This window comes from Lysinibacillus sp. FSL W7-1291, assembly GCF_038593415.1.
Taxonomy (GTDB): domain Bacteria; phylum Bacillota; class Bacilli; order Bacillales_A; family Planococcaceae; genus Lysinibacillus; species Lysinibacillus fusiformis_D.
The window spans coordinates 3,221,088-3,244,255 of sequence record NZ_CP151994.1; the positions used below are offsets into that span (position 1 = coordinate 3,221,088).

The following is a 23,168-nucleotide window of genomic DNA, read 5'->3' on the forward strand; positions in this document are numbered from 1 at the left end:
TATTTTCATATTTCTACATTTTTTACTCCTATCAATAAAAAAACACCCTCATGCGAGAGTGTCTGATATCAAAGCTATTTTTACTTTTTCTATCCATTACTATGTTTTCATTTTCCTCTATCTAAAACCTATTTTTATAGCTTTTTATCAATCGGTATATTAAAAACTTATTAAATCTTTCCATCTATTTATATTTATTTGGTCCCTACCTCTAACCCTTCAATGATGAAGAGAGACCCCGTCTAATTAGGTTTGCAGAGATAGGCTCTCTTCCCATCTCTCTAGCCCAAATTGATAACTGTCCTATATGATGGATTTCATGTGCAATCGTATGGCGAATGACTTCACCCCATATATGTGTCTCAATCCTTCCATCTGCTAATGTATTATGGAGTAAACGCTCTTCCATACTGTCGTCCCATTGGTTTACAAAGTTTTTTACTTCTAAATGAAATTCAGCTTCCAATTTACGAACCTTTTCCAAGCTATTATATTCCTCAAAACTCTCCTGAAAATCAGTTTTACCTTGTAAAAGTCGTATCCAACTCCATTCGACATCAATTATATGGAAAAGTGTATGTAATATACTTCCCATTCCACCAGGTCGGTTTTGCAAAAGCTCTTCTTCACTCAACTCGTCACACCAACGAAACCAGTCTTCTCTTACCATCCAATTATATTTAAAAAGTAATTGCAAAAAAGTTCCTCCTTAATTAAAAATGATTGAGTCATCTCAACAAGTTACTACTTCTTCATATAGAGTTAGGGTTCCTTCTCTTTAATTCCTTCAAATGTGAGAAATTCGTACGCAAATCACGCTATAAATTATATAAAGGCACTGTTTGGGAACGTTTAAACCGTCGTTTCAGTACCGTATACCCTTCAAAAAGTCGTAACAGACATATAGACGAAAAAGCCTAATACTGGATTTATATAATGGTGAGATTATTGCTTTAGCATATCAAAATGCCCGACACTCGATTTTGTGATGGGTTAGTGCTCCTAATCATTCATGAACGTGTAAAATACCATACGACCATTCACTCAGATCAAGCGTGGCATTATCAACATAATTCGTGGGTGCAAACATTAAAACAAAACAAGATTTTCCAAAGCATATCTCGTAAAACAACTTGTGCAGACAATGCCGCAATGGAGAACTTCTTTGATTTACTCAAACAAGAAATATATGACGGGGAAGAATGAATCTCCTATGAAGCGTTAAAAAAGAAAATAGAGAAGTTTATCGATTACTACAATAATGAACGAATTAAAACAAAAACTGGCTGGCTTGAGCCAGTAAATTACCGAACTCATGCCAGCCAATTAGCTGCATAACTAAAACTTTAACATTAAAAGGTCACTACCTTTGGATGTGACTTATAATGATTAATCAAATTCTACAGTGTCTTGCACTACTGATACCTTATAAACATTTTTAGTATTAATTAATACCGTTTTATAATTTTCTGTTTCAGTAAATGAATACCAGGACTTCTCATTGAATCCATTAGTAATTTCTTCTGCAAAAGTTTCTTGTCCAATATTAGTCTTGATTTTATATTCTTCTTCACGACTTTCTTCAAAGTAAAACTTTACAGTATATTCATAATCCATTAACCAACACCCCCCATCTATCTATATCATGGGACAAGTGGGATGGAAGTAATCAACGCTTTTAATAAAACTTGATAATATCAATTCACACTGTTTTTTGCGAACTTCTCTGGTATTAAGAAATTCATTTTCTTACTTATTTATTTTTATGAGTTAACAAAATAAAAACCACACTCTTTTTTGAATGTGGCTTTAGTATTTATTCATTAAAAAAATCACCTTTGAAAAAAGGTTTTATTCCAACTTCTCTAAATAAATATTTTATTGGATGGCAATCATTGACCAAATTTCTGTTGGGAATTAAAATTTCCTCCCTGAGTTCTTTAAATATTTCTGGATTAATTTCCGGAAACCATTCTTCATAACTCAAATGTTTATCTTTCTCTATCAGAAGTAAATAAACAACAATTATTTCAAACATATAAGGAAATTCTCGTTTAATATTTTGATAGTTATCTAACAATGAAGTTATATAGTCCTCAAAATTAAAAAATTTTGCTCCTTTTTCATTGTTATATTGTAAACGTTCCTTTTCAGGTTTAAAGACAAAAGTCGATTGATTATACCAGTTACCTAACATGCATGTAAAAAGTAGTAATGCATATTTTTTAGTTTCTTGATCCTCATCATTAAAATATTTAAAATATTCATCGTAAATATAACTCTTGGCAGTGGTAAAATACCCAATTTCAATCCCAGAAATAGTTTGTTTCACATTTTGTATAATTTTATTATTTCCCATCCCATAGTCACTTTCTTTAAAAATTTCCATAATATAGATTGTAACATAAATTTAAAATACAGGGAACATTGATACTATAATCCAATCATACTTTGAATATGACCCTGACCATGAACTCCCTTTTTGAATTGCAACCCTAACTCTTTGTCCTTCTTTAAACGAAACAAATTCTTTTGTATAACGATCTTTAACTGTAGGATCTTTTATCAATTCGTCTGTTCCATTTTAATTTCTTTGTTCACCATGTTTACATTTTGTTTACCTAATTTATTTTTTATATGTTATTCTATGCGATTCTTAAAAATATTAATATAAACAAAAAAAGCGCTCAAAACCTATTGTTCATAAGGTTTCAAGCGCTTTTCAATTTGGTTAAAAATTAACCTTTGATTTGTTATTGACGTCCCAGGAGGGATTCGAACCCCCGACCGACGGCTTAGAAGGCCGTTGCTCTATCCAGCTGAGCTACTGAGACATGGTGTCGTTTCTATGTATTTCATAGGAAGGACAATACTTATTATATGTACTTTATGGCATAATGTCAACATTAATTTTACTATGTAGGCAAGGTTTGCCTCATATTGTTCATCATATGTTGCCACAGCTTCGATTATACCATGTCTTACTCCTCTCAAGAAGACGAATATGAAAATATTTGCTACACTATTGGCGATAAAAAATTGTGAGGTATGTAGATGTTTAAGGATTCGGTCGTTGTTGTTACAGGTGGCGCACAAGGGATTGGCAAAGGGATTGTACTTGCATATGCACGGCATGGCGCAAAGGTGGTAATTGCTGATTTAAATGACGGTTTAGGTCAACAATTAGAACAGGATATGCTTGCACAAGGCTACGTTGTTTTATTTGTTCAAACAGATGTAACGAAGGAACAGGATATCGTTCAGTTAATGCAACGAGCTGTTGAGCAATATGGGACTATTCATATTTTAATTAATAATGCTGGGCAGTTTCAGCATATCTCTCCTTATGATGTGACGTTTGAGGAGTGGAATCATCTACTACACACAAATTTAACGAGTGCCTTTTTCTGTGCCAGAGAGGCTGCGAAGGTGATGAGGCGCAATGTGAAAGGTGGTTCGATTGTTTCGTTAGCATCTACACGGGCTGAGATGTCAGAACCTAATACAGAAGCCTACGCGGCTACAAAAGGTGGTATTGTGGCGTTAACACATGCTTTAGCGCGGTCTTTAGGTCCTGATCAAATCACGGTGAATTGTATTTCGCCTGGCTGGATTGAAACAGGCGATTATGAGGCACTTCGACCAGTCGATCATGTACAGCATTTATCAGGAAGGGTTGGTGTGCCTGAAGATATCGCACAGGCTTGTCTCTATTTAACAAACCCCGTAAATAATTTTGTGACAGGCATTAATCTTACGGTCGATGGCGGCATGACAAAGAAAATGATGTATGAAGAGTAGTTTTGTCATTTGCTCTTCCTTACTTGTTCTTCATACCCAGAGTTTCCTTAGAGTATGCTACTGTAGGAGAAAGAACAAGAAGGAGTGAAGCCTTGTCCCCCTATTCAAATGGTTTTTCATTAAGCCAGCTGTATCAAGCCCCCTCTACTCAATATATGGCACTGATTCGTCACTTTTTACATGCACATGATTACCGGCGCTGTATCAGTAAAGCCGAAGCTGATTTTATGGCGATGAATCGCTTACTTTGGATAGAGCATGTCAATTGGACGCGAATGACGATTATTAGCATTGTCTTCAATTTACCTGATCTTCCTTTTGTGCAGCAGCGTCTGTTACGAAATGCGACTGATTTAGGAAATTGTCTACGTCCCTTTTACGGCGACTCTATAGCAGATCGATATACAGCATTAATTAAAGAACATCTGCTGCTGGCTGCTCAATTAGTGACAGCTGCTTCTAAAGGAGATGCTACCATAGCGGAAGCAAAAGAGAAGGAATGGTATCGCAATGCAGATGATATTGCGCTATTTTTGCATACGATTAATCCTTACTTAAGTAGAGAGGCTGTCCAAAAAATGTTTTATACGCATTTAGCTTTAACGAAAAATGAAGCCGTGACGATGATCCAGAAAGATTATCAAGCTGATATAGACGTTTTTGATGAAATTGAAGCAGAAGCTCTAGCCATGTCAGATATGATTGCTGGCGCCATTGTGATGCAATTTTGTTATCTTTTTTAATGTAAAAATCCCATTTATTTGCGTTCAACTACTGGTGGAAAAACTTTCGCTACTTTGTTTTTAGCAAAATGAGCAATAGGCTGCGTTCCCTGAAAATTCCCCTTCATAAAAGAAGCTAATGTATTACTGTGAATCGTTGCGCTTGCCCGCTGTAATTCCCATGGTGAGTGGTGGATATCAATTCGAAAAAGGGTATCCTTCCACTTGGCCCATGAATGATAACGTTCTACAATCCATTGGTCAAAATTAGTATTCGTGTGATCTTCTATTGTATAAGTAACCCTTAATCTTTCGTCACAGGCTTTGTAATGGCTTGTATATGAAAAGTGATTTTCTCTTTGTTTTGCTAAGATTTTGGAGAAGCGGTATGGTAAACTACCTAATGCCGTGATTTTTGACACGAAATAATTCGTGACATCTAAATGAAAAAAATAGATGCCTTTCATGCCGTTATACTCTACATATGTTCGGACATTCAATTGTAAATAGATATTCATCCCAGGAATGGTTGGTAGAAATCGTAGTCGATGTCGATGAACTTTAAAAAAGACAGCACTTAGCCAAGCATTTTGTTCAAAGAGTTCAAGTTTTAGTTCCTCAGGTAGATGTTTTTCTAACTCTTTGGGGTCTATGGGCCAGTGTAAAAATAGAACATCTTGCCATGTCTGTGTCATCATCCACATAGAAAAACTCCTTTCTAACTACTAGCTTTTCCTAGAAAGGAGTTATTCAAACAACTGGACTATTGATCTTGCTCAGCATATTCTATTTCAACATACCGATAATATAAATTTCGTAATTCAGATTCTTTAAATAAGCCTAAATGGTTTTTAAATTGAGGATGAACCATTATCCCATGAGCTCGTAACTCTTTGACAAACCAACCTTTTGAAAATTTATGCACCGACCCCATTCTCCTTTATCTTTATTCATACATAGAGTATGCGATCGGATTCTGTAGAGTGCCTATATACAATAAAAAACGAGAGAATGAATGTCTCTCGTTTTTACTCATGTGCCACAAAAAGTACGATATGGTTGATTAGACGGTTCAGGTAATGCAGCATATTCTTGTTGCTCTTTCGTATGGGCATAAGGCTGAGCAAGGACTTTTAATAAATTATTCATAACACGATAGTCGTCTCGTTCTACAGCTGCTTCTAAAGCTTCTTCTACCCTGTGATTGCGAGGAATAACAGCAGGATTATGTTGACGCATTAATTGTTGTGACATTTCTTTCGTTTGCTGCTGTCTCGCTAATCGCTCCGTCCATTTTTGATGCCATTCTTGAAACCCTGATGCATTCATTAATGGGGTATCTTCCATTTGCTCAAAGGTTAAAGCGATAAACGTATTCGTATAATCTGCTTCGTATTGTTGCATAAGCTGGAGAAGCCCTTCAATAAGCTGGACATCTTCTTGCTCTTCATTAAAAATACCTAGCTTTGCGCGCATCCCCTTTAACCAATTTTCAACGTAGAAGTGAGGATATTGTTGTAGCGTGTCTTGTGCCAATTGAATAGCTTCTTCTTGATCATCGTGAATGAAAGGGAGTAACGTCTCAGCTAAGCGTGTTAAATTCCAGCCACCAATGTTGGGCTGATTTCCATAAGCATAACGACCTTGCCGATCAATAGAGCTAAATACAGTCGCGGGATCATAGGTGTCCATGAAAGCGCAAGGACCATAATCAATGGTTTCACCGCTAATGGTCATATTATCTGTGTTCATGACTCCATGAATAAAGCCCACTAACTGCCACTGTGCTATTAAGGATGCCTGCTTCTTCATGACTTCCTTTAGCAAATAAAGATAGCGATTTTGAGTGCCAGTATCAGCTGAGAAATGACGTTCTAATGCATAGTCAGCCAAGCGTTGGAGCTCTTCATCTGTTCCCCATTGTGCGGCATATTGAAAGGTCCCTACTCGCAAATGACTGCTGGCAACTCGCGTGACAATTGCTCCTGGTAATTCAGTTTCTCGCATAATCATTTCACCTGTAGCCACTACTGCAAGACTACGTGATGTGGGAATCCCTAACGCAAACATCGCCTCACTCATGATGTACTCCCTTAGCATTGGCCCTAACGCAGCTCGTCCATCTCCACCACGAGAATAAGGTGTTCTACCAGAACCTTTTAGTGCGATATCATACCGTTCCTGTTGAGGTGTTATATGTTCTCCATATAAAAGCGCTCTACCATCACCCAACATATTAAAATGACCAAATTGATGCCCTGCATAGGCTTGTGCAATTGGTTCGCCACCTTCTGGGATTTTATTGCCAGCTAAGATAGCGACTCCTTCTTCCCTCTGTAAAGCTTGAGCATCTAATCCAAGTGACACTGCAACAGCTTCATTTAACAGAACTAGCTTTGGTGAACGAACAGGATTTAACGAAATATCGGAATACATAATACTTGGTAGTCGAACATAACTATTATCAAAATGCCAGCCAATTGTCTTTTCCATGTTTTCTCCTTTATTGCCTTTTGATTTATTTTTGCTATTTCAACATTAATCATTCCTAGTCAAATTTACCACTAGAAAGCCTACATAAAAATCCACATAACTTTAATGTTATGCGGATTTTTATTTTATGTTAATTTCGTTGAAAAATATGAGTCGCAATACTTTGATGATCATCTGTCAAGCAAGCGACTTTAAAAGAGGTTGCAGTGATTTCCACAACCGCAAAGCTTTTCTCTTTACGACCACGTGGTTTTAATAAGCTTCCAGGATTTAAAAATAAAATATCATCAATCATTTCGGCACCAAGGATATGAGAGTGACCAAAGCATACGATTTGTGCGTCCACCTCTTTGGCCCGATAGGTTAATGATAAGATGGAATTTTTCACATTGAATAAATGGCCATGCGTCACAAAAATTTTAACATCATTGACTGTGAAAATTTCCTCTTCGGGGAAAGCTGTTTCACGATCACAGTTTCCTCTTACTTTTTTCACGCCTTTTAATGCCTCATGTGAGAAAGGAAGTTCACTATCTCCACAATGAATGACAACATCTATTTCAGGATAAAAACCTTTAACCTTTTCGATGACATGGCTATCACCATGTGTATCGCTCATAACAAGTATTTTCATGGATATCACCTCTTATTTTATAAGATTCGGTAATTGTTCCTTTAACTTGCGAATGGCATTGCCACGGTGAGAAATAGAGCCTTTTTCCTCTGGTGAAAGCTCAGCCATCATACGATTTAAGCTTGGTACGAAAAAGATTGGATCATAGCCAAATCCATTCGTTCCACGTTTTTCATGTGCAATAACCCCTTCACATGTGCCGAATACCGTTGTCGTTACAAAATCAGGTCCTGCAATTGCAATGCAGCAGCAAAAACGGGCAGTACGTTTGTCATCTTCGACACCATGTAAATTAGCTAACAATTTTACCATGTTTGCTTCGTCGTCATGATCGCCAGCATAGCGGGCAGAATACACGCCTGGCTCACCATTTAATGCATCCACTGCTAAGCCACTATCATCTGCAATCACAATTGTGCCAAGTTCCTTCGCCAACGCTTCTGCTTTTAAGATTGCATTTTCTTCAAATGTTGTACCAGTTTCTTCTATTTCCATTTCTGGTGCTACTTCAAACATTGTCACTACTTCATAACCTAGTGGACCAAATAATGCTTCAAAATCTTTTGCTTTTCCTTTATTTTTTGTGGCGATGACTACTTGTTTCATAATTATTGATTCCCTCCGACTTTGTTGGCCAGTTCACCAAGCGTTGTTTTTTGAAGATTTACTAATTGCTGAATGCCTTTTTCACCCAATGCTAACAATTCATTCAGTTCTTCACGAGAAAAGGTAGCTTCCTCACCTGTACCCTGTATTTCAACAAATCGCCCTGTGCCTGTCATCACAATATTCATATCAACAGCAGCAGCCACATCTTCTACATAATTTAAATCAAGAATGGCACCTTGTTCTTCTACAATGCCAACACTTGTTGCCGCTAAAAAGTCTGTTACTGGGAACTTCTCAAATGGCTTTTCTTCAGCAAACTTAGCAATTGCCTGTGTCATTGCAACAAATGCTCCTGTAATAGATGCTGTACGAGTGCCACCATCAGCTTGAATAACATCACAGTCAATCCATACAGTGCGTTCTCCAAGGGCTTCTAAATCGACAACAGCACGTAATGCACGCCCAATTAAGCGTTGAATTTCCATCGTACGGCCATTGACTTTTCCTCGTGAGGATTCACGTGGTGTACGTTGAGCGGTTGCACGAGGAAGCATTGAGTACTCGGCTGTGATCCATCCTTTCCCTTGGCCACGTAAAAAGCCAGGTACTTTGTCTTCAATTGTTGCTGTGCAAATTACTTTTGTATTACCTACTTGAATTAATACCGAGCCTTCTGGGTGTAATAGATACTCTGTATCCATTTTTACAGGTCGTAGCCCGTCTGCATTTCTTCCATCAAATCTTGTCATATCATTCGTTCCTCCTAAAAACTTTCGCGCCCTCATCTTATCACAATTTGTGCCATCAAAAAAGTACTCAGACGTTTATGTACATAGCTAAAAAAACGGCAAAAATCAGCCTAGCCTGTTGCTAAGCTGATTTTTTATTTTAATGTCATACGTTTTATGTCAAGAGTACCTTGCTCCAGCCAATTCTCAGCGATTGAACGGAAAATTGGAACAGAACCAGATGCAAAAAATTTATGGGCAGGCACCGCATCAGCATTTGCTAAAGTGCCGTTATACGCTAACATTTCTTGAACATCTTTTGCTGTTTCCTCCGCAGAAGATAACACATTCACATCTCCTCCGACAACAGCTTCAATTTGTTTTTGTAAAATAGGGTAATGTGTACACCCTAAAATAACCGTATCAAATTGTCGATTTTTCAACGGCTTTAAGCCTTCAGCTATTAACTTATTTGCAAAGTCACCTTTGTATTCGCCACTTTCTACAAGTGGTACGAATGTTGGACATGCTAGTGGGATAATATGTGTTGACGTATTAAGTGATAATAAGGCTTCTTCATACGCCCCACTTTTAATTGTTCCTTCTGTTGCAAGCACAACGACTTCATGTCGCTTCGTCTTTTTTACAGCTGCACGTGCGCCAGCATTAATAACGCCTAGTACCGGAAAAGGCATATTTCTTTGTAAACTTTCGAGTGCTACTGCAGTCGCTGTATTACAAGCAATAACGAGCATCTTAATATTCATTTTTTCGAGTGCTTTTGCCATTTGCCAAGTGAAATTCCGTACTTCCTGACGACTTCTTGGACCATACGGACATCTTGCTGTATCGCCAATATAATAGATCGTTTCGTTTGGCAATCGCTTCATGATTTCTTTTGCTACGGTTAAACCGCCTACTCCTGAGTCAATAACGCCTATCGGGGCATTCATACTTTCCGCCTCAATCCTGTTTCATGTGTACATGTAGTTTTTCTAAATAGCTTGATAATTGCGCGACTTCTTGTTCATTAAAACCAACAAGCATCTCCTGCAAGTATTGCTGCCTTTTTTCAATAACTTCTTGAATAATACGTTCGCCCTTTTCGAGAAGATGAACGACAACAACACGGCGATCATTTTCATCACGCACACGCTTGACTAATTCATTTTTCTCCATTCGATCCACTAAATCTGTTGTTGTGCTAAAGGCTAAATATAAACGGTTTGATAATTCGCCAATTGTAATATCACCAAGCTCTTCTAACCACTGTAATGCAACAAATTGTGGCGGCGTTATCGCATAGTCGGAAACAATTTCTCTTCCCTTTTGCTTCACGATGGCCGCTATATAGCGTAATTCCTTTTCAACCGTTGCAACGGTTTCAGGTGAGTGCTTTGTTACTTCATCCGACATATAACTATTTCACTCCTAAAAATACGTTGAATAGTTCTATTTTGTCGTTTTTTTCACGAAATAGCAAGTGTCCATTAGTCTAATTTAAATTCTTCCAAGCGTAACAGCTCAATTAACGCCTGAGATCGATTCGTTACACCTAGCTTTTGAATTGTATTGGAAATGTGATTCCGCACTGTTTTTTCACTAATACCAAGCTGCTCTGCAATATCTCTCGTTGTTTTTTCAGCTAATAAAAGCGCAAATATTTCACGTTCTCGGTTTGTTAAAAGAGAACGATGATGAGAGCCATTCATTCAGTTACACCCTCCTCCCCCGCACGTATTGTAACTTATGTTAAGGGGCTGGAAGCGGTGACGGCTATTTGCATGATTATTCCATGTTTCCTTAAAAATTTCGAAAATTACATCGATACATTCATAAATTTTATGTAAAATGCAATTCCTACTTTTTCAATAAACTTTCATATAATTACACTATAAACTAATGAGGAAGAATCGCCAATTGAATGAATTTCGTCCTATCTTCCTCAGAAATCGGCACACTCTTGCCTGTTCGAGGATCCATTTGCACAATTGTTCCACGACCAGTGAAGCAAATTTCATTCTTTTGATTTTTAGCAAGATAATGAATGTCCAGTGATGAATTTCCAACTTTCGCGATCTTTGTGTAAATTCGGAGAACATCATCAAAGAAGACCTGCTTCACATAATCACATTGTAAATCGGCCACTATCGGTATAGCCTCCACATCCTCATTAACTGCTGAAGGCATTAAAATACCTAAATGATGGAAATAATCAATTCTTGCTTGCTCAAAATATGTAAAGCTAACGGTATTGTTCATATGACCAAACATGTCTGTCTCTGAAAAACGTACACGTACCTCACTATAAAAGGAAAAATCCTTTTCCCACTCTTGAAAATCTTCAATATAGTTTGCTTTCATGTTACACCATCCCCTGTTATGTATTTGCCTGTTTTAATTATAATGACGGCAAATGAAATGAATACATATTCATTATAAAAGAAAATACTATATTATCATAGAAAAAACCGCAATTTACGCCTTTTATCACAAATATTCCTTCTGTTTATATCATATGCAACTTCAAATAAAAAAACTCCCTCACACAAAGTGTAAGAGAGTTTGGGCATTTAGCTTGTCCGTATATTAATCTACGTAGTGATCAGAACCGAAGAAGTTACGGAACATTTGCACTGTAGTTGCACGGTTTAGTGAAGCGATAGATGTTGTTAAAGGAATACCTTTTGGACATGCAGCTACACAGTTTTGAGAGTTACCACAGTTCGCAAGGCCACCATCACCCATAATAGCATTTAAACGTTCATCTTTAACCATTGCACCAGTTGGGTGAGTGTTGAAAAGACGTACTTGTGATAATGGAGCTGGTCCGATGAATGAAGCTTTTTCAGACACGTTTGGACATGCTTCCATACATACACCACAAGTCATACATTTAGATAATTCATAAGCCCATTGACGTTTACCTTCTGGCATACGTGGACCTTCACCTAAATCATAAGTACCATCAATTGGTACCCAAGCTTTCACTTTTTTAAGTGCATTGAACATACGTTCACGGTCAACTTGTAGGTCACGAATAACAGGGAATGTCTTCATTGGCTCAAGCTTAATTGGCTCAGTCAATTGATCAACAAGTGTTGAACATGATTGACGTGGACGGCCATTGATGACCATTGAACATGCACCACAAACTTCTTCTAAACAGTTCATATCCCATGATACTGGCGATGTATTTACACCATCCTCAGTAACAGGATTTTTTTGAATTTCCATTAAAATTGAGATTACGTTCATACCATGACGGTAAGGCACTTGGAATTTTTGCCAGTAGCTATTGCCGCCTTGTGTGTCTTGACGTAAGATTTCCACTTTGACCATTCTTCCAGTATTAGCTGCGATTTGCATAACTTTTAGTCTCCTTTCGCAGAGTAGTCGCGTTTACGTGGTGGGATTAAAGAAACGTCGACTTCTTGGTACGTGATGATTGGATTACCAGTAGTTGGGTCAAACTTCGCCATTGTTGTTTTTAAGAACTGCTCGTCATCACGGTTAGGGAAATCAGGTTTATAGTGTGCACCACGAGATTCATTACGTAATAGTGCACCTTTTGTCATTACTTTTGCAAGCACTAACATATTTTTAAGTTGACGCGTAAAGTGCGCGCCTTGATTACTCCATTTTTGCGTATCGTTAATGTTGATGTTATTCCAACGCTCAGTAAGCTCATCAAGTTTTTTCAATGTATCTTCAAGCTGATCATTGTAACGTACTACAGTCATTGTAGCAGTCATCATTTCACCAAGCTCTTTATGCAGTAAGTAAGCGTTTTCTGTGCCTTCCATTTTCATGATAGCATCCCATTTCGCTTGCTCCTCTTTGACACGAGCATCGTAAATCTCTTGTGGAAGATCTTCTGCATGCTTTTTAAGGTGTTTTACATAATCTACTGCGTTTGGTCCTGCAACCATACCACCGTAGATAGCAGATAATAATGAGTTCGCACCAAGACGGTTTGCACCATGTTGAGAGTAATCACATTCACCTGCTGCAAATAGACCAGGAATTTCAGTCATTTGGTTGTAATCAACCCATAATCCACCCATTGAATAGTGAACTGCTGGGAAAATTTTCATTGGTAATTTACGTGGATCATCCCCTACGAATTTTTCGTAGATTTCGATGATACCACCAAGTTTAACGTCCAATTCATGTGGATCTTTATGAGAAAGATCTAGGTATACCATGTTCTCGCCATTAATACCAAGTTTTTGGTTTACACAGACATCAAAAATTTCACGTGTTGCAATATCACGTGGTACTAAGTTACCATAAGCTGGGTATTTTTCTTCTAAGAAGTACCAAGGTTTACCGTCTTTATAAGTCCAAATACGACCACCTTCACCACGAGCTGATTCTGACATTAGACGGTTTTTGTCATCTCCAGGAATCGCTGTTGGGTGAATTTGAATGAATTCACCATTCGCATATGAAGCACCTTGTTGATAAACGATAGAAGCAGCAGAACCTGTGTTAATAACAGAGTTTGTTGTTTTACCGAAGATAATACCAGGGCCACCAGTCGCCATAATAACAGCGTCTGCACGGAATGATTTAATTTCTTCTGTACGCATATCTTGCGCTACGATACCACGGCAAACGCCGTCATCATCGATGATAACACCAAGGAATTCCCAGTGTTCATATTTATTTACTAAACCAGCTACTTCATGAGAACGAACTTGCTCATCTAGCGCATATAGTAATTGTTGACCAGTTGTTGCACCAGAGAAAGCTGTACGGTGCATTAAAGTACCACCAAAACGACGGAAATCTAAAAGTCCTTCTGGTGTACGGTTGAACATAACACCCATACGGTCCATTAAGTGGATAATGCCAGGTGCTGCGTCACACATACCTTTTACTGGTGGTTGGTTCGCTAAGAAGTCCCCACCATATACTGTATCATCAAAGTGAATCCATGGAGAATCCCCTTCACCTTTTGTATTTACCGCACCATTAATTCCGCCTTGCGCACAAACAGAGTGTGAGCGTTTTACAGGAACTAATGAGAATAAATCAACTTCAGTACCAACTTCAGCTGCTTTAATCGTTGCCATCAGACCGGCAAGACCACCGCCGACAACAATTATTTTGCTTTTCGCCATGATTATTTCTCACTCCTCTTAAAAAATTGCAATGATTGCTGTTACTCTATCGTAGCTTCTATTGAATTATACGAAAGCTAAAATAGCAGCCACACCAACTACACTTAGAATTACGAAAATAATGTTTGTTACGTAAGTAGCAATCTTTTGAGACTGAGGAGATTGTGTAATACCCCAGCTTACTAGGAATGCCCATAAACCGTTAGATAAGTGGAAAGTTGCTGATATAATACCAACAATGTAGAATCCAAGCATGAATGGATTAGCAACGATATTCGCCATCATGTCGTAATCAACGTGTGTGCCAAGTGCTTTTTGAATACGAGTTTGGAAAATATGCCATGCAATGAAAATCACTAGGAATACACCAGTGAAACGTTGTAAAGAGAACATCCAGTTACGGTATGTGCTGAAACGTCCTGTGTTTGGTGTAGCAGTGAATGCAATGTAGACACCATAGAATGCGTGGAACATTAATGGAATATAGATGACAATCCATTCAACTAGGATAAGGAATGGAATCTTTTCCATTACTGCGGTAGCATCGTTGTAACTTTCTGCCCCGCCTGTTGCTGTAAAGTTAATGAACAGGTGCATCGTTAAAAACAGACCTACTGGAATGATACCAAGTAGAGAATGTAAGCGACGCCATAAAAACTCTCGATCTTTCGACAAGACTGTTACCCCCCTTAGTACTTAAAATAGCACAACAAAAGAAGTCATCATTTTGTAAATGATACTTCATTGACTGTGTATTTCATCATGGTACAATATTATGACATGTTTATTGTACTCTCAAGAGCTACGAGCGTCAAGGCAACTCGGAGTTTTTCATAGAGCTTATTAAAGAACTAATCTAGTACATGATGCGTTGTTTTTTCTCGAAAAATCTATCATTACTTTATTACTGTTGAATTTTAAGAAAATTCTAAGAAAGAAGGATAACAATGTTAAACACTCCATCTCCTACAATTTCATCATTTGGTTATGAGCTCATTCGCGATCATATTCTATCTTCTATCCTTGGTAAACATGAGAATGATGTCCTTTATTGGGCAGGTAAAGAGCTTGCTCGCAAGTTCCCATGCAAAAGTCAAGACGAACTTATCGCATTTTTCGCAGATGCCTGCTGGGGTACACTAGAGCTCATGAAGGAATCAAAGGATGGTCGCATTTTCCAATTGACAAATGACCCTGAAATATTGCAAATCAAACAACGAAGCTTTAGACTGGAAGCAGGATTTATAGCAGAGCAAATTCAATTAGCTAAAGGCTACCTTACAGAATGCTATGATGAAAAGCGAGAAAAGCAGCACTATGTCATGTTTACAGTCAAATGGGATGTCAAGGAACGTATTATGAATACCATCCCTACTGAATGATGAAAAGGATTGTCTCCCTATTCAACGGGATGACAATCCTTCTTTTTTCTTCCTTTAATTTCGGACTATTACATAAAATACTGTTTCTTCTATTATTATATATAAAGTGCTTGCTCTAAATTGAATTCATCATGCAAGGCATTTGCTGCACGAATCATATCATCCTGTGGTACAACAACAGACACTTTTATTTCAGACGTACTAACCATTTTTATAGGAATATCTTCACGACGTAATCGATCAAACATGCGAGCAGCCACACCTGGATTAGAGGCCATACCTGAGCCAATGATAGAAACCTTCGCCAACCCTATTTCAAAGTCAGCAAAACTAAAGCCAAGTGACAATTTACTATCTTCTAGAACACGCAATGTTTCCGCAAATTCTTCTTTTAAAATGGAAAAAGACACAGTTGGTTTTAAGCCATCAATGATTGCCTGTACAATAATATCTACATTAATGCGGTTTTCTGCAAGGATTGTAAACATATCTGCCAATGCACCATCGGCATACGCATCATACCCCACTGTTAAACGGATAATATCTGACTCAAAGGCTACACCACGGACGACTAAATTTTTCTCCATTTCCACTTCCTCCTTCAATAAAGTACCTACTGACTCTACTAAGCTAGAGCGTATAATAACGGGCATTTGAAATTTTTTTGCTAACTCCACTGCACGAGGATGAATAACATGTGATCCTAAATTAGATAACTCCAGCATTTCATCATAGGAGATTTCCTGCAGCTTTTGAGCTTTGCTGACATAGCGTGGATCTGCTGTATAAACACCGTCAACATTTGTGTACATATCAGTTCGCTCTGCTTCCAATGCTACCGCGAGTGCTATAGCTGTTGTTTCAGCTCCGCCTTTGCCAAGTGTAGTAATATTTTGTTCCTCATCAATACCCTGTTCTCCAGCAATCACTACAATTTGTCCCTGTACAAGATGTTCTTCAATACGACTGTCATCGATATAGTCGATACGTGCATGACGATACTTACAATCTGTATGTATACCTGCTTGCCATCCAGTTAAGGACACTGCCTCATAGCCCGCTTCCTGTAATGCGATGGCAAATAAAGCGCTGGATAATTGAGAGCCCGTAGACACGACTGCAGCTAATTCTCGTTTGGGCACTTCGTCCGTTAGTTGATGTACCATCGTTTGCACATCTTTCGTTGTGTGTCCCATTGCTGCAACGACCACGACTACATTGAAGCCTCTGTCCTTTTCAGCAATCGCCTTCCTTGCTGCCTCTTGGATTTGTTCAGTAGAAGCTAGTGCAGCCCCTCCAAACTTCATCACTATTTTAGCCATTTCTTGCGTTCTCCTTTCCAGTCATATATTTCACCTGCTTCTAGAAAACTAAAAGGCAGCCTCCACATAACGTGAAAGCTGCCTATAACATGTACAATGATCGTAACTTGTGCATGTGTGATAGCTCTCCGAAACTTTTAGAATCGACAATCTTACATTTCTTAAATGTAAAACCAGTACAACAAAGGAAACAACAATGCTATACTTCGGCAAGCTCCCCTTTCACACACGATCTCTGGACTTGTTCATCCTCCATTGTGTTACTCTTGAATCTTGCACCTCTATCATCACCATAAAGTGAATGTATTCAATTGGTTTAACGCTGGCGTCAACATGCTAGCCACACCAGTTCGCTATTCATCACATTGACGAACAATGTTATTTACAACCTTAGCACATGTCTATTCCTTTGACAATGACTCTTGCTGAAAATAGCTATAAATTTGGCTCGCTAAATTAGCAGGTATTCCTGCCTCCTGCAAAGCTAGCTCGCTCGCCTCTCGAATTTTCTTAACTGAACCAAAATGTTTGAGCAACTGCTGCTTGCGTTTTGGCCCCACACCTTCAATATGGTCTAACACCGATTGAATGGCATGCTTCTCATGCTGTTGGCGCAAGAAGGTAATAGCAAAGCGGTGAACTTCGTCCTGAATTCGTTGTAATAAATAAAAGCCATCACTAGTACGCTTTAAGGCAATTACTTCTGGTGGATCACCAAACAATAGCTGCGACGTATTATGCTTATCATCTTTTGCTAAACCTGCAATCGGTATAACAAGTCCAAGCTCATCTTCTAGTACTTCACGGGCGACTTCCATTTGCCCCTTGCCACCATCAATTAAGACCAAATCTGGCAATGGCAAGCCTTCCTTTAAGACACGCGAATATCGCCGACGTATAACCTCTTGCATCGCACCGTAATCATCATGCTTTGCAGCCGTACGCGTTTTGTATTTACGATATTCCTTTTTCGCAGGCTTTCCATCAATGAAGACAACCATAGCCGATACAGCATCCGTGCCATGCATATGACTATTGTCAAATGCCTCAATTCGTAATGGCGTTGAAATACCTATTGCTTCACCAAGTGCCTCACAAGCACCAATTGTCCGTTCTTCCTGCCGTTCAATTAGCTGGAATTTAGCTGCCACAGCAATCTCAGCATTTTTAGTTGCTAATTCAACCAATTCCCTCTTTTGACCTCTTTTTGGTGTAAGAACTTTAAGCTCTAATAACTCCGTTAAGATGGCTGCATCAATTGCTTGTGGAATAAAAATTTCTTTCGGCTTAATATGCTCTGGTTTTTCATAAAAGCGGCCAACAAATGTTAAAAACTCTTCCTCAGCATCTTGATAAATTGGGAAAACCGAGACATCACGCTCAATCAGCTTTCCTTGGCGAACAAAGAAAACTTGCACACACATCCAGCCTTTTTCGACGGCATAGCCAAATACATCGCGGTTCGTTGTATCACTTGATACTATTTTTTGTTTCTGCATGACCGTATCAATATGTGCAATCTGATCGCGAAACTCCTTCGCTCGCTCAAATTCTAAGTTTTCAGCAGCTGCAAGCATTTTAACTTCAAGCTCTTTTTTGACTGCCTCGACACCACCATTTAGAAACTTCGTCATATCCTCAATCATCTCTTGATAAACCTGACCATTAATTTCTTTTACACAAGGTGCTAAACATTGCCCCATATGATAATACAAGCAAACTTTGGAAGGCAATTGGACACATTTGCGCAATGGATACAATCGATCCAACAGCTTTTTCGTTTCACTTGCCGCATAAGCATTGGGGTAAGGACCAAAATATTTAGCCTTATCCTTTTTTACCTTACGTGTCGTAATAAGACGTGGATGTTTTTCATTCGTAATTTTTAAATATGGATATGTCTTATCATCTGTTAGCATGACATTGTATTTTGGATCATGTAATTTAATGAGATTCAGCTCTAAAATAAGTGCTTCAATATTAGATGATGTCACGATATACTCAAAATCTTCTATTTCACCGACAAGCCTTTGTGTTTTGCCTTCATGTGTTCCCGTAAAATAAGAACGTACACGGTTTTTCAGTATTTTCGCTTTGCCCACATAAATGATTGTCCCTTGACGATCCTTCATCAAATAGCAGCCAGGCTGATCCGGTAAAATATCTAGTTTACGCTTGATTAAATCGTTCATTACCTACCTGCCCCCCCTACGTAAAAATCCCTCTCAATTGAATATGATAGATATTACCTTTATTATATAACGAAAAAAAGCCGAACACATCTATTGATGGTCCGGCTTTTGTGAACTTCATTAATTACGCATGTTTTGCGATAAATGCTTCTAAAGCTTCTTTCGGTTGGAAGCCTACAGTTTTGTCAACTAATTCTCCATCTTTAAATAATAGTAAAGACGGAATTGACATAATTTGATACTGAGCTGCAGTACCTTGGTTATTGTCTACATCAACTTTTACAATTTTAGCCGCACTTCCTGCAGCGTCCATTTCTTCAAGAACTGGCCCAATCATTTTACAAGGTCCGCACCAAGCAGCCCAAAAGTCTACAAGTACTAACCCTTCTTTAATATCGTCCTGGAACGTAGCATCTGTTGCATGTACAATTGCCATTTGAAATCCTCCTTAAACTTACTATGATTGTAGTATAGCATGGATAAATTCACTTGAGCGAACAATCTGCCTGCAATGTATTTTTTATGAAAAACTGTGTCGAAAAAAACTATAAAGACCATTAATTGGCTTGATAACGACCTTTCCATACATAGGTGAATGTTATAAAAAGATAAATGCCTAACGTAATGCTTGTCACGATAATAGATGTTGTAAAAATAATCCCAATTAAAATCGCACTTAACGCCATAATGGCAATCCATGTTGTATACGGGAACCATTTTACTTCATAGGCACTTGTATGTTCTGCTTGTTTTTTACGGGATTTCAAATGGGCAATCGCAATAATTAACCAAATAAATAACACGGTATAGCCAAGTGATCCCATTAGAAAATCAAAAGTCTTGCTGCCAACATATAAAGATAGAATAACTCCTAAATACATCGCTAATGTACACATTAAAATAGCATATACTGGCACTTTTCTTTTAGATAAGTGGGCAAATATTTTAGGAACCCGTCCGTCTACAGCTTGTGTATATAGTACACGGGATGAGCCATAAAGCCCTGAATTCATGGAAGAAATAATGGCAAGTATCACAACAGCATTCATAATGTGATCTGCGCCTGGAATGCCAATCATTTTGAACACCATTACAAAAGGACTTTCAGGAACTCCGTTTACTTCATTCCATGGAATCAAGCTTACGATAATAAAGAAAGGCAGTAAATAGAATGTAACAATACGTACTAATGTACTACGAACCGCTTTTGGCACTACTTTCTCAGGATTTTTCGTTTCTGCTAATGTAATCCCAATGATTTCTGTACCACCATAAGAATAAATAACAACTAACATAGCAGCAATTAATCCCATAGATCCGTTAGGGAAAAAACCACCGTGCTCAGTTAAGTTAGAAAAACCAACGGCGCTATGGTTTCCAAACGTAGCAAGTAATAAAATAAGTCCTGCTATAATAAAGACAATAATAACGGTAATTTTGATCAATGCTAGCCAGTATTCTGTTTCCGCAAATATTTTCACCGATAATAAATTAATGGCTGTCACTAACACAGAAACAGACAGGGCAAGTATCCAAATTGGATATTCTGGCAACCAATATTGAATAAAAATAGCGGCGACGACAGATTCTGCTGCAATATTTAAAACCCACATTTTCCAATAGATCCAATCTAGGAAATAAGCAGGGTATTTTCCCAACACTGATTGAACTAAATCTCTGAACGTTCTTGCGTCTTTATTTCGAACAGCCATTTCTGCTAGACCTTGCATGACAAATAATAAAATAATGCCCCCTATTAAATAGGCAATCAGCACTGAAGGTCCTGCCATATCAATGGCTGCACTACTTCCTTTAAATAGACCTGCTCCGATGGCTCCACCTAACGCCATCATGGTGATATGACGCGAGGTCATAGTTCTTGTTAATTGTTGCTTGTTCTTTTCCACTTTCTTACCTCCTAAAAATCAAAAAAGCATATCATCTACTCCTTCATCATCAAATGAAAGAAGAGACGATATGCTATCAGCAAACCGCGGTACCACTCTAATTGGTTCTTGAGAACCCAGCTTAAAAACCCTGTAACGAAGGTTAATCGTCAAACAAATAGAATAATCCGACAATTCTATTTATGTTACCACTCCTAGGCAAGTTCAAAGTCTTATTGGTCTGCGTTGCACCATCCCGCAGCTCTCTTCACCGAATAATGAGCTTTTACTACTCCTAATCTTTGCGTTTCTAATCATTATTATTGTATCAATCACTATACTGGCTAACGTTAATTATGTCAATATTTTATTTTGCGATAATTTTCAAATAGTACTTCATCACAAAAAAAGCAGGAAGGATTAGCCCTTCCCGCTTGTGCATTACGCGTTTACTTTTAACGCTTTAAATTCTTCTATTAGAAGTGGGATCACATCGAATAAATCTCCAACGATACCATAATCCGCTACTTTGAAAATATTAGCTTCTGGATCTTTATTAATAGCAACAATTACTTTTGAATTTGACATTCCTGCTAAATGTTGAATCGCTCCCGAAATACCAGCCGCAATATAAAGATCTGGTGTGACTACCTTACCAGTTTGACCGATTTGTAGTGAATAGTCACAGTACTCAGCGTCACATGCACCACGTGATGCTCCAACTGCACCGCCTAGTAAATCTGCTAGCGCTTTTAATGGTTCGAAACCTTCTTCAGATTTCACCCCACGACCACCAGCAACGACTACTTTCGCTTCTGATAAATCAACACCTTCTGAAGATTTGCGAACAACCTCTTTAATAATTGTGCGAAGGTTTGTAATATCAACAGTGATTGCAGACACATCGCCAGTTTTACCTTCTGCTTTTTCTAAAGGTGTAATGTTATTTGGACGAATGGAAGCTAAAACAACGCCTTCTTTCACTTTCACTTTTTCAAAAGCTTTACCAGAGTAAATTGGTCGGATGAAGACAACATCATCGCCTGCACCCTCAATAGCAGTAACATCAGATACTAGACCTGCTTGTAATTTACTTGCGATTTTTGGTGATAAATCTTTTCCATTTGCTGTATGCCCAAAGACAATGCCAGCAGGTTTTTCTTGCTCGATAACAGCTAATAGTGCTTGACTATAGCCATCAGATGTATATTGTTTTAAATGTGGGTGTTCCACTGTTACTACGCGGTCAGCACCATATTCAAATAATGGTCCTGTTAAACTTGCTACAGCATCTCCTAAAAGTACCCCAACAACTTCGCCACCATCAGCGATTTGTTTTGCAGCTGCAATTGCTTCGAAAGAAACATTACGTAAGCTTCCTTCACGAACTTCACTTAATACTAATACTTTTTTTGACATAGCATATTCCCTCCGTTACCCTTTAAGATTCGATTAACATCAAATAATTAAACAACTTTTGCTTCTGTGTGAAGTAGATTTACTAGCTCTTTTACTTGTACAGAAAGGTCGCCCTCTAGAATGCGGCCTGCTGCTTTTTGAGCTGGCAAGAAGATGTCTACTGTTTCAATCTTCACTTCTACATCATCTTCATCGATATCTAAATCATCTAACTCAAGCTCTGCAAGCGGTTTCTTTTTCGCTTTCATAATACCTGGTAGAGATGGGTAACGTGGCTCATTTAAACCTTGCTGAGCTGTTACTAGTAATGGTAAAGAAGTTTCAATTACCTCTGAATCTCCTTCGATATCGCGAACAATTTTCGCAGATGTTCCATCAATTTCAAGCTTTGTAATCGTTGTTACATAATTTATATCTAATAAGTCTGCAACACGTGGACCTACTTGACCTGAACCACCATCGATCGCAACATTTCCTGTTAAAATTAAATCAGCCTCTTTATCTTTTAAGTATTCCGCTAATAGATAAGCTGCTGCATTTTGGTCTAACTCATCTAAATCGTCTTCCGTATTAATTAGCACTGCTTCGTCTGCTCCCATGGCAAGTGCTGTACGTAATTGCTTCTCTGCATCCTCGCCACCAATTGTCACTACTGTTACTTTACCACCAGCAGCATCGCGAACTTGGATTGCTTCTTCAATGGCATATTCATCATAAGGGTTGATAATGAATTCTGCGCCGTCCTCTTGGATTTTACCACCCGACACTACGATTTTTTCTTCTGTATCAAACGTACGTTTAATTAATGCAAAAATATTCATATATCCATACCTCCTGGAACGTTTTATAAT

The 23,168-nt window shown here is 38.2% G+C and carries 25 protein-coding genes, 1 tRNA gene, 1 riboswitch and 1 other annotated feature; of the genes, 3 read left to right on the top strand and 23 right to left on the bottom strand.

From position 1 onward, the window contains the following. Positions 1 to 211 precede the first annotated feature (211 nt). The 4 genes from NST76_RS15590 to NST76_RS15605 all read right to left on the bottom strand — a co-directional run bounded on the left by NST76_RS15590 (position 212) and on the right by NST76_RS15605 (position 2,834). Positions 212 to 697, bottom strand: coding sequence for a DinB family protein (locus NST76_RS15590; RefSeq protein ID WP_058844345.1), 486 nt, complete (start codon positions 695 to 697; stop codon positions 212 to 214). Positions 698 to 1,389: 692 nt separating this feature from the next. Further along, complete coding sequence (locus NST76_RS15595; RefSeq protein ID WP_036125924.1) at positions 1,390 to 1,617, bottom strand: hypothetical protein; 228 nt, start codon at positions 1,615 to 1,617, stop codon at positions 1,390 to 1,392. Positions 1,618 to 1,816: 199 nt separating this feature from the next. Continuing rightward, positions 1,817 to 2,359, bottom strand: a complete 543-nt coding sequence (locus tag NST76_RS15600; protein WP_342544118.1) for a hypothetical protein — start codon at positions 2,357 to 2,359, stop codon at positions 1,817 to 1,819. A gap of 401 nt (positions 2,360 to 2,760) precedes the next feature. Then, positions 2,761 to 2,834, bottom strand: a tRNA-Arg gene (locus tag NST76_RS15605). Positions 2,835 to 3,054: 220 nt separating this feature from the next. Between NST76_RS15605 and NST76_RS15610 the strand changes: the two genes are divergently transcribed. After that, on the top strand, positions 3,055 to 3,801 hold the full coding sequence (locus NST76_RS15610; RefSeq protein WP_271910632.1) for a glucose 1-dehydrogenase: 747 nt from the start codon (positions 3,055 to 3,057) through the stop codon (positions 3,799 to 3,801). A 92-nt stretch (positions 3,802 to 3,893) separates the two neighbouring features. Next, positions 3,894 to 4,544 (top strand): hypothetical protein, encoded by a 651-nt coding sequence (locus NST76_RS15615; RefSeq protein WP_342544119.1) that lies wholly within the window; start codon positions 3,894 to 3,896, stop codon positions 4,542 to 4,544. A 14-nt stretch (positions 4,545 to 4,558) separates the two neighbouring features. Here NST76_RS15615 and NST76_RS15620 read toward each other — a convergent pair whose 3' ends face one another. The 13 genes from NST76_RS15620 to NST76_RS15680 form a co-directional block, all read right to left on the bottom strand. Next, complete coding sequence (locus NST76_RS15620; protein WP_342544120.1) at positions 4,559 to 5,227, bottom strand: DUF2071 domain-containing protein; 669 nt, start codon at positions 5,225 to 5,227, stop codon at positions 4,559 to 4,561. 59 nt (positions 5,228 to 5,286) lie between these two features. Further along, on the bottom strand, positions 5,287 to 5,457 hold the full coding sequence (locus tag NST76_RS15625) for a DUF2639 domain-containing protein (protein WP_170829897.1): 171 nt from the start codon (positions 5,455 to 5,457) through the stop codon (positions 5,287 to 5,289). Positions 5,458 to 5,555: 98 nt separating this feature from the next. After that, positions 5,556 to 7,016, bottom strand: a complete 1,461-nt coding sequence (locus tag NST76_RS15630) for a YdiU family protein (RefSeq protein WP_271910636.1) — start codon at positions 7,014 to 7,016, stop codon at positions 5,556 to 5,558. A 130-nt stretch (positions 7,017 to 7,146) separates the two neighbouring features. Next, a complete protein-coding gene (locus NST76_RS15635; RefSeq protein ID WP_036128211.1) occupies positions 7,147 to 7,650 on the bottom strand; it encodes a metallophosphoesterase in 504 nt (167 codons plus the stop codon). 12 nt (positions 7,651 to 7,662) lie between these two features. After that, complete coding sequence (locus tag NST76_RS15640; protein ID WP_036128214.1) at positions 7,663 to 8,256, bottom strand: XTP/dITP diphosphatase; 594 nt, start codon at positions 8,254 to 8,256, stop codon at positions 7,663 to 7,665. A gap of 2 nt (positions 8,257 to 8,258) precedes the next feature. Next, positions 8,259 to 9,008: a ribonuclease PH gene (rph, locus tag NST76_RS15645; RefSeq protein WP_141904741.1), complete on the bottom strand. Its 750-nt coding sequence runs from the start codon at positions 9,006 to 9,008 to the stop codon at positions 8,259 to 8,261. 134 nt (positions 9,009 to 9,142) lie between these two features. Further along, positions 9,143 to 9,940 carry a glutamate racemase gene (gene racE, locus NST76_RS15650; protein ID WP_036128218.1) on the bottom strand — a complete coding sequence of 266 codons (798 nt, stop codon included), beginning with the start codon at positions 9,938 to 9,940 and terminating at the stop codon, positions 9,143 to 9,145. A 10-nt stretch (positions 9,941 to 9,950) separates the two neighbouring features. Then, positions 9,951 to 10,403 (bottom strand): MarR family transcriptional regulator, encoded by a 453-nt coding sequence (locus NST76_RS15655; protein WP_016991542.1) that lies wholly within the window; start codon positions 10,401 to 10,403, stop codon positions 9,951 to 9,953. Between the two features lie 74 nt (positions 10,404 to 10,477). Continuing rightward, positions 10,478 to 10,699, bottom strand: coding sequence for a LuxR C-terminal-related transcriptional regulator (locus NST76_RS15660; RefSeq protein WP_004226437.1), 222 nt, complete (start codon positions 10,697 to 10,699; stop codon positions 10,478 to 10,480). Positions 10,700 to 10,886: 187 nt separating this feature from the next. Further along, positions 10,887 to 11,351 carry a thioesterase family protein gene (locus tag NST76_RS15665; RefSeq protein ID WP_036128221.1) on the bottom strand — a complete coding sequence of 155 codons (465 nt, stop codon included), beginning with the start codon at positions 11,349 to 11,351 and terminating at the stop codon, positions 10,887 to 10,889. A gap of 225 nt (positions 11,352 to 11,576) precedes the next feature. Next, positions 11,577 to 12,356 carry a succinate dehydrogenase iron-sulfur subunit gene (sdhB, locus tag NST76_RS15670; RefSeq protein ID WP_058844339.1) on the bottom strand — a complete coding sequence of 260 codons (780 nt, stop codon included), beginning with the start codon at positions 12,354 to 12,356 and terminating at the stop codon, positions 11,577 to 11,579. A gap of 5 nt (positions 12,357 to 12,361) precedes the next feature. Continuing rightward, on the bottom strand, positions 12,362 to 14,116 hold the full coding sequence (sdhA, locus tag NST76_RS15675; RefSeq protein WP_036128225.1) for a succinate dehydrogenase flavoprotein subunit: 1,755 nt from the start codon (positions 14,114 to 14,116) through the stop codon (positions 12,362 to 12,364). 66 nt (positions 14,117 to 14,182) lie between these two features. Then, a complete protein-coding gene (locus NST76_RS15680) occupies positions 14,183 to 14,791 on the bottom strand; it encodes a succinate dehydrogenase cytochrome b558 subunit (RefSeq protein WP_036128227.1) in 609 nt (202 codons plus the stop codon). 272 nt (positions 14,792 to 15,063) lie between these two features. Here NST76_RS15680 and NST76_RS15685 point away from each other — a divergent pair, with 272 nt between their 5' ends. Continuing rightward, the gene (locus NST76_RS15685) at positions 15,064 to 15,498 is read left to right on the top strand and encodes a YslB family protein (RefSeq protein WP_036128229.1); all 435 of its coding nucleotides are present in this window, start codon (positions 15,064 to 15,066) and stop codon (positions 15,496 to 15,498) included. A 95-nt stretch (positions 15,499 to 15,593) separates the two neighbouring features. On the opposite strand, the gene NST76_RS15690 is transcribed toward NST76_RS15685, so the two are convergent. The 6 genes from NST76_RS15690 to NST76_RS15715 all read right to left on the bottom strand — a co-directional run bounded on the left by NST76_RS15690 (position 15,594) and on the right by NST76_RS15715 (position 23,138). Then, positions 15,594 to 16,820 (bottom strand): aspartate kinase, encoded by a 1,227-nt coding sequence (locus NST76_RS15690; protein ID WP_342544121.1) that lies wholly within the window; start codon positions 16,818 to 16,820, stop codon positions 15,594 to 15,596. A 113-nt stretch (positions 16,821 to 16,933) separates the two neighbouring features. Further along, positions 16,934 to 17,112, bottom strand: a riboswitch (Lysine riboswitch). 109 nt (positions 17,113 to 17,221) lie between these two features. Continuing rightward, positions 17,222 to 19,012, bottom strand: coding sequence for an excinuclease ABC subunit UvrC (gene uvrC / locus NST76_RS15695; protein ID WP_036128233.1), 1,791 nt, complete (start codon positions 19,010 to 19,012; stop codon positions 17,222 to 17,224). Positions 19,013 to 19,136: 124 nt separating this feature from the next. Beyond that, positions 19,137 to 19,448, bottom strand: coding sequence for a thioredoxin (gene trxA, locus NST76_RS15700; RefSeq protein ID WP_004226420.1), 312 nt, complete (start codon positions 19,446 to 19,448; stop codon positions 19,137 to 19,139). Between the two features lie 121 nt (positions 19,449 to 19,569). Then, complete coding sequence (locus NST76_RS15705; protein WP_058844337.1) at positions 19,570 to 20,919, bottom strand: amino acid permease; 1,350 nt, start codon at positions 20,917 to 20,919, stop codon at positions 19,570 to 19,572. Between the two features lie 58 nt (positions 20,920 to 20,977). Beyond that, positions 20,978 to 21,210, bottom strand: a binding site (T-box leader). A 129-nt stretch (positions 21,211 to 21,339) separates the two neighbouring features. Further along, complete coding sequence (locus NST76_RS15710; RefSeq protein ID WP_058844336.1) at positions 21,340 to 22,317, bottom strand: electron transfer flavoprotein subunit alpha/FixB family protein; 978 nt, start codon at positions 22,315 to 22,317, stop codon at positions 21,340 to 21,342. A 47-nt stretch (positions 22,318 to 22,364) separates the two neighbouring features. After that, entirely contained in the window at positions 22,365 to 23,138 is a 774-nt protein-coding gene (locus tag NST76_RS15715; protein WP_036128240.1) for an electron transfer flavoprotein subunit beta/FixA family protein, read from the bottom strand. Positions 23,139 to 23,168: the final 30 nt, after the last annotated feature.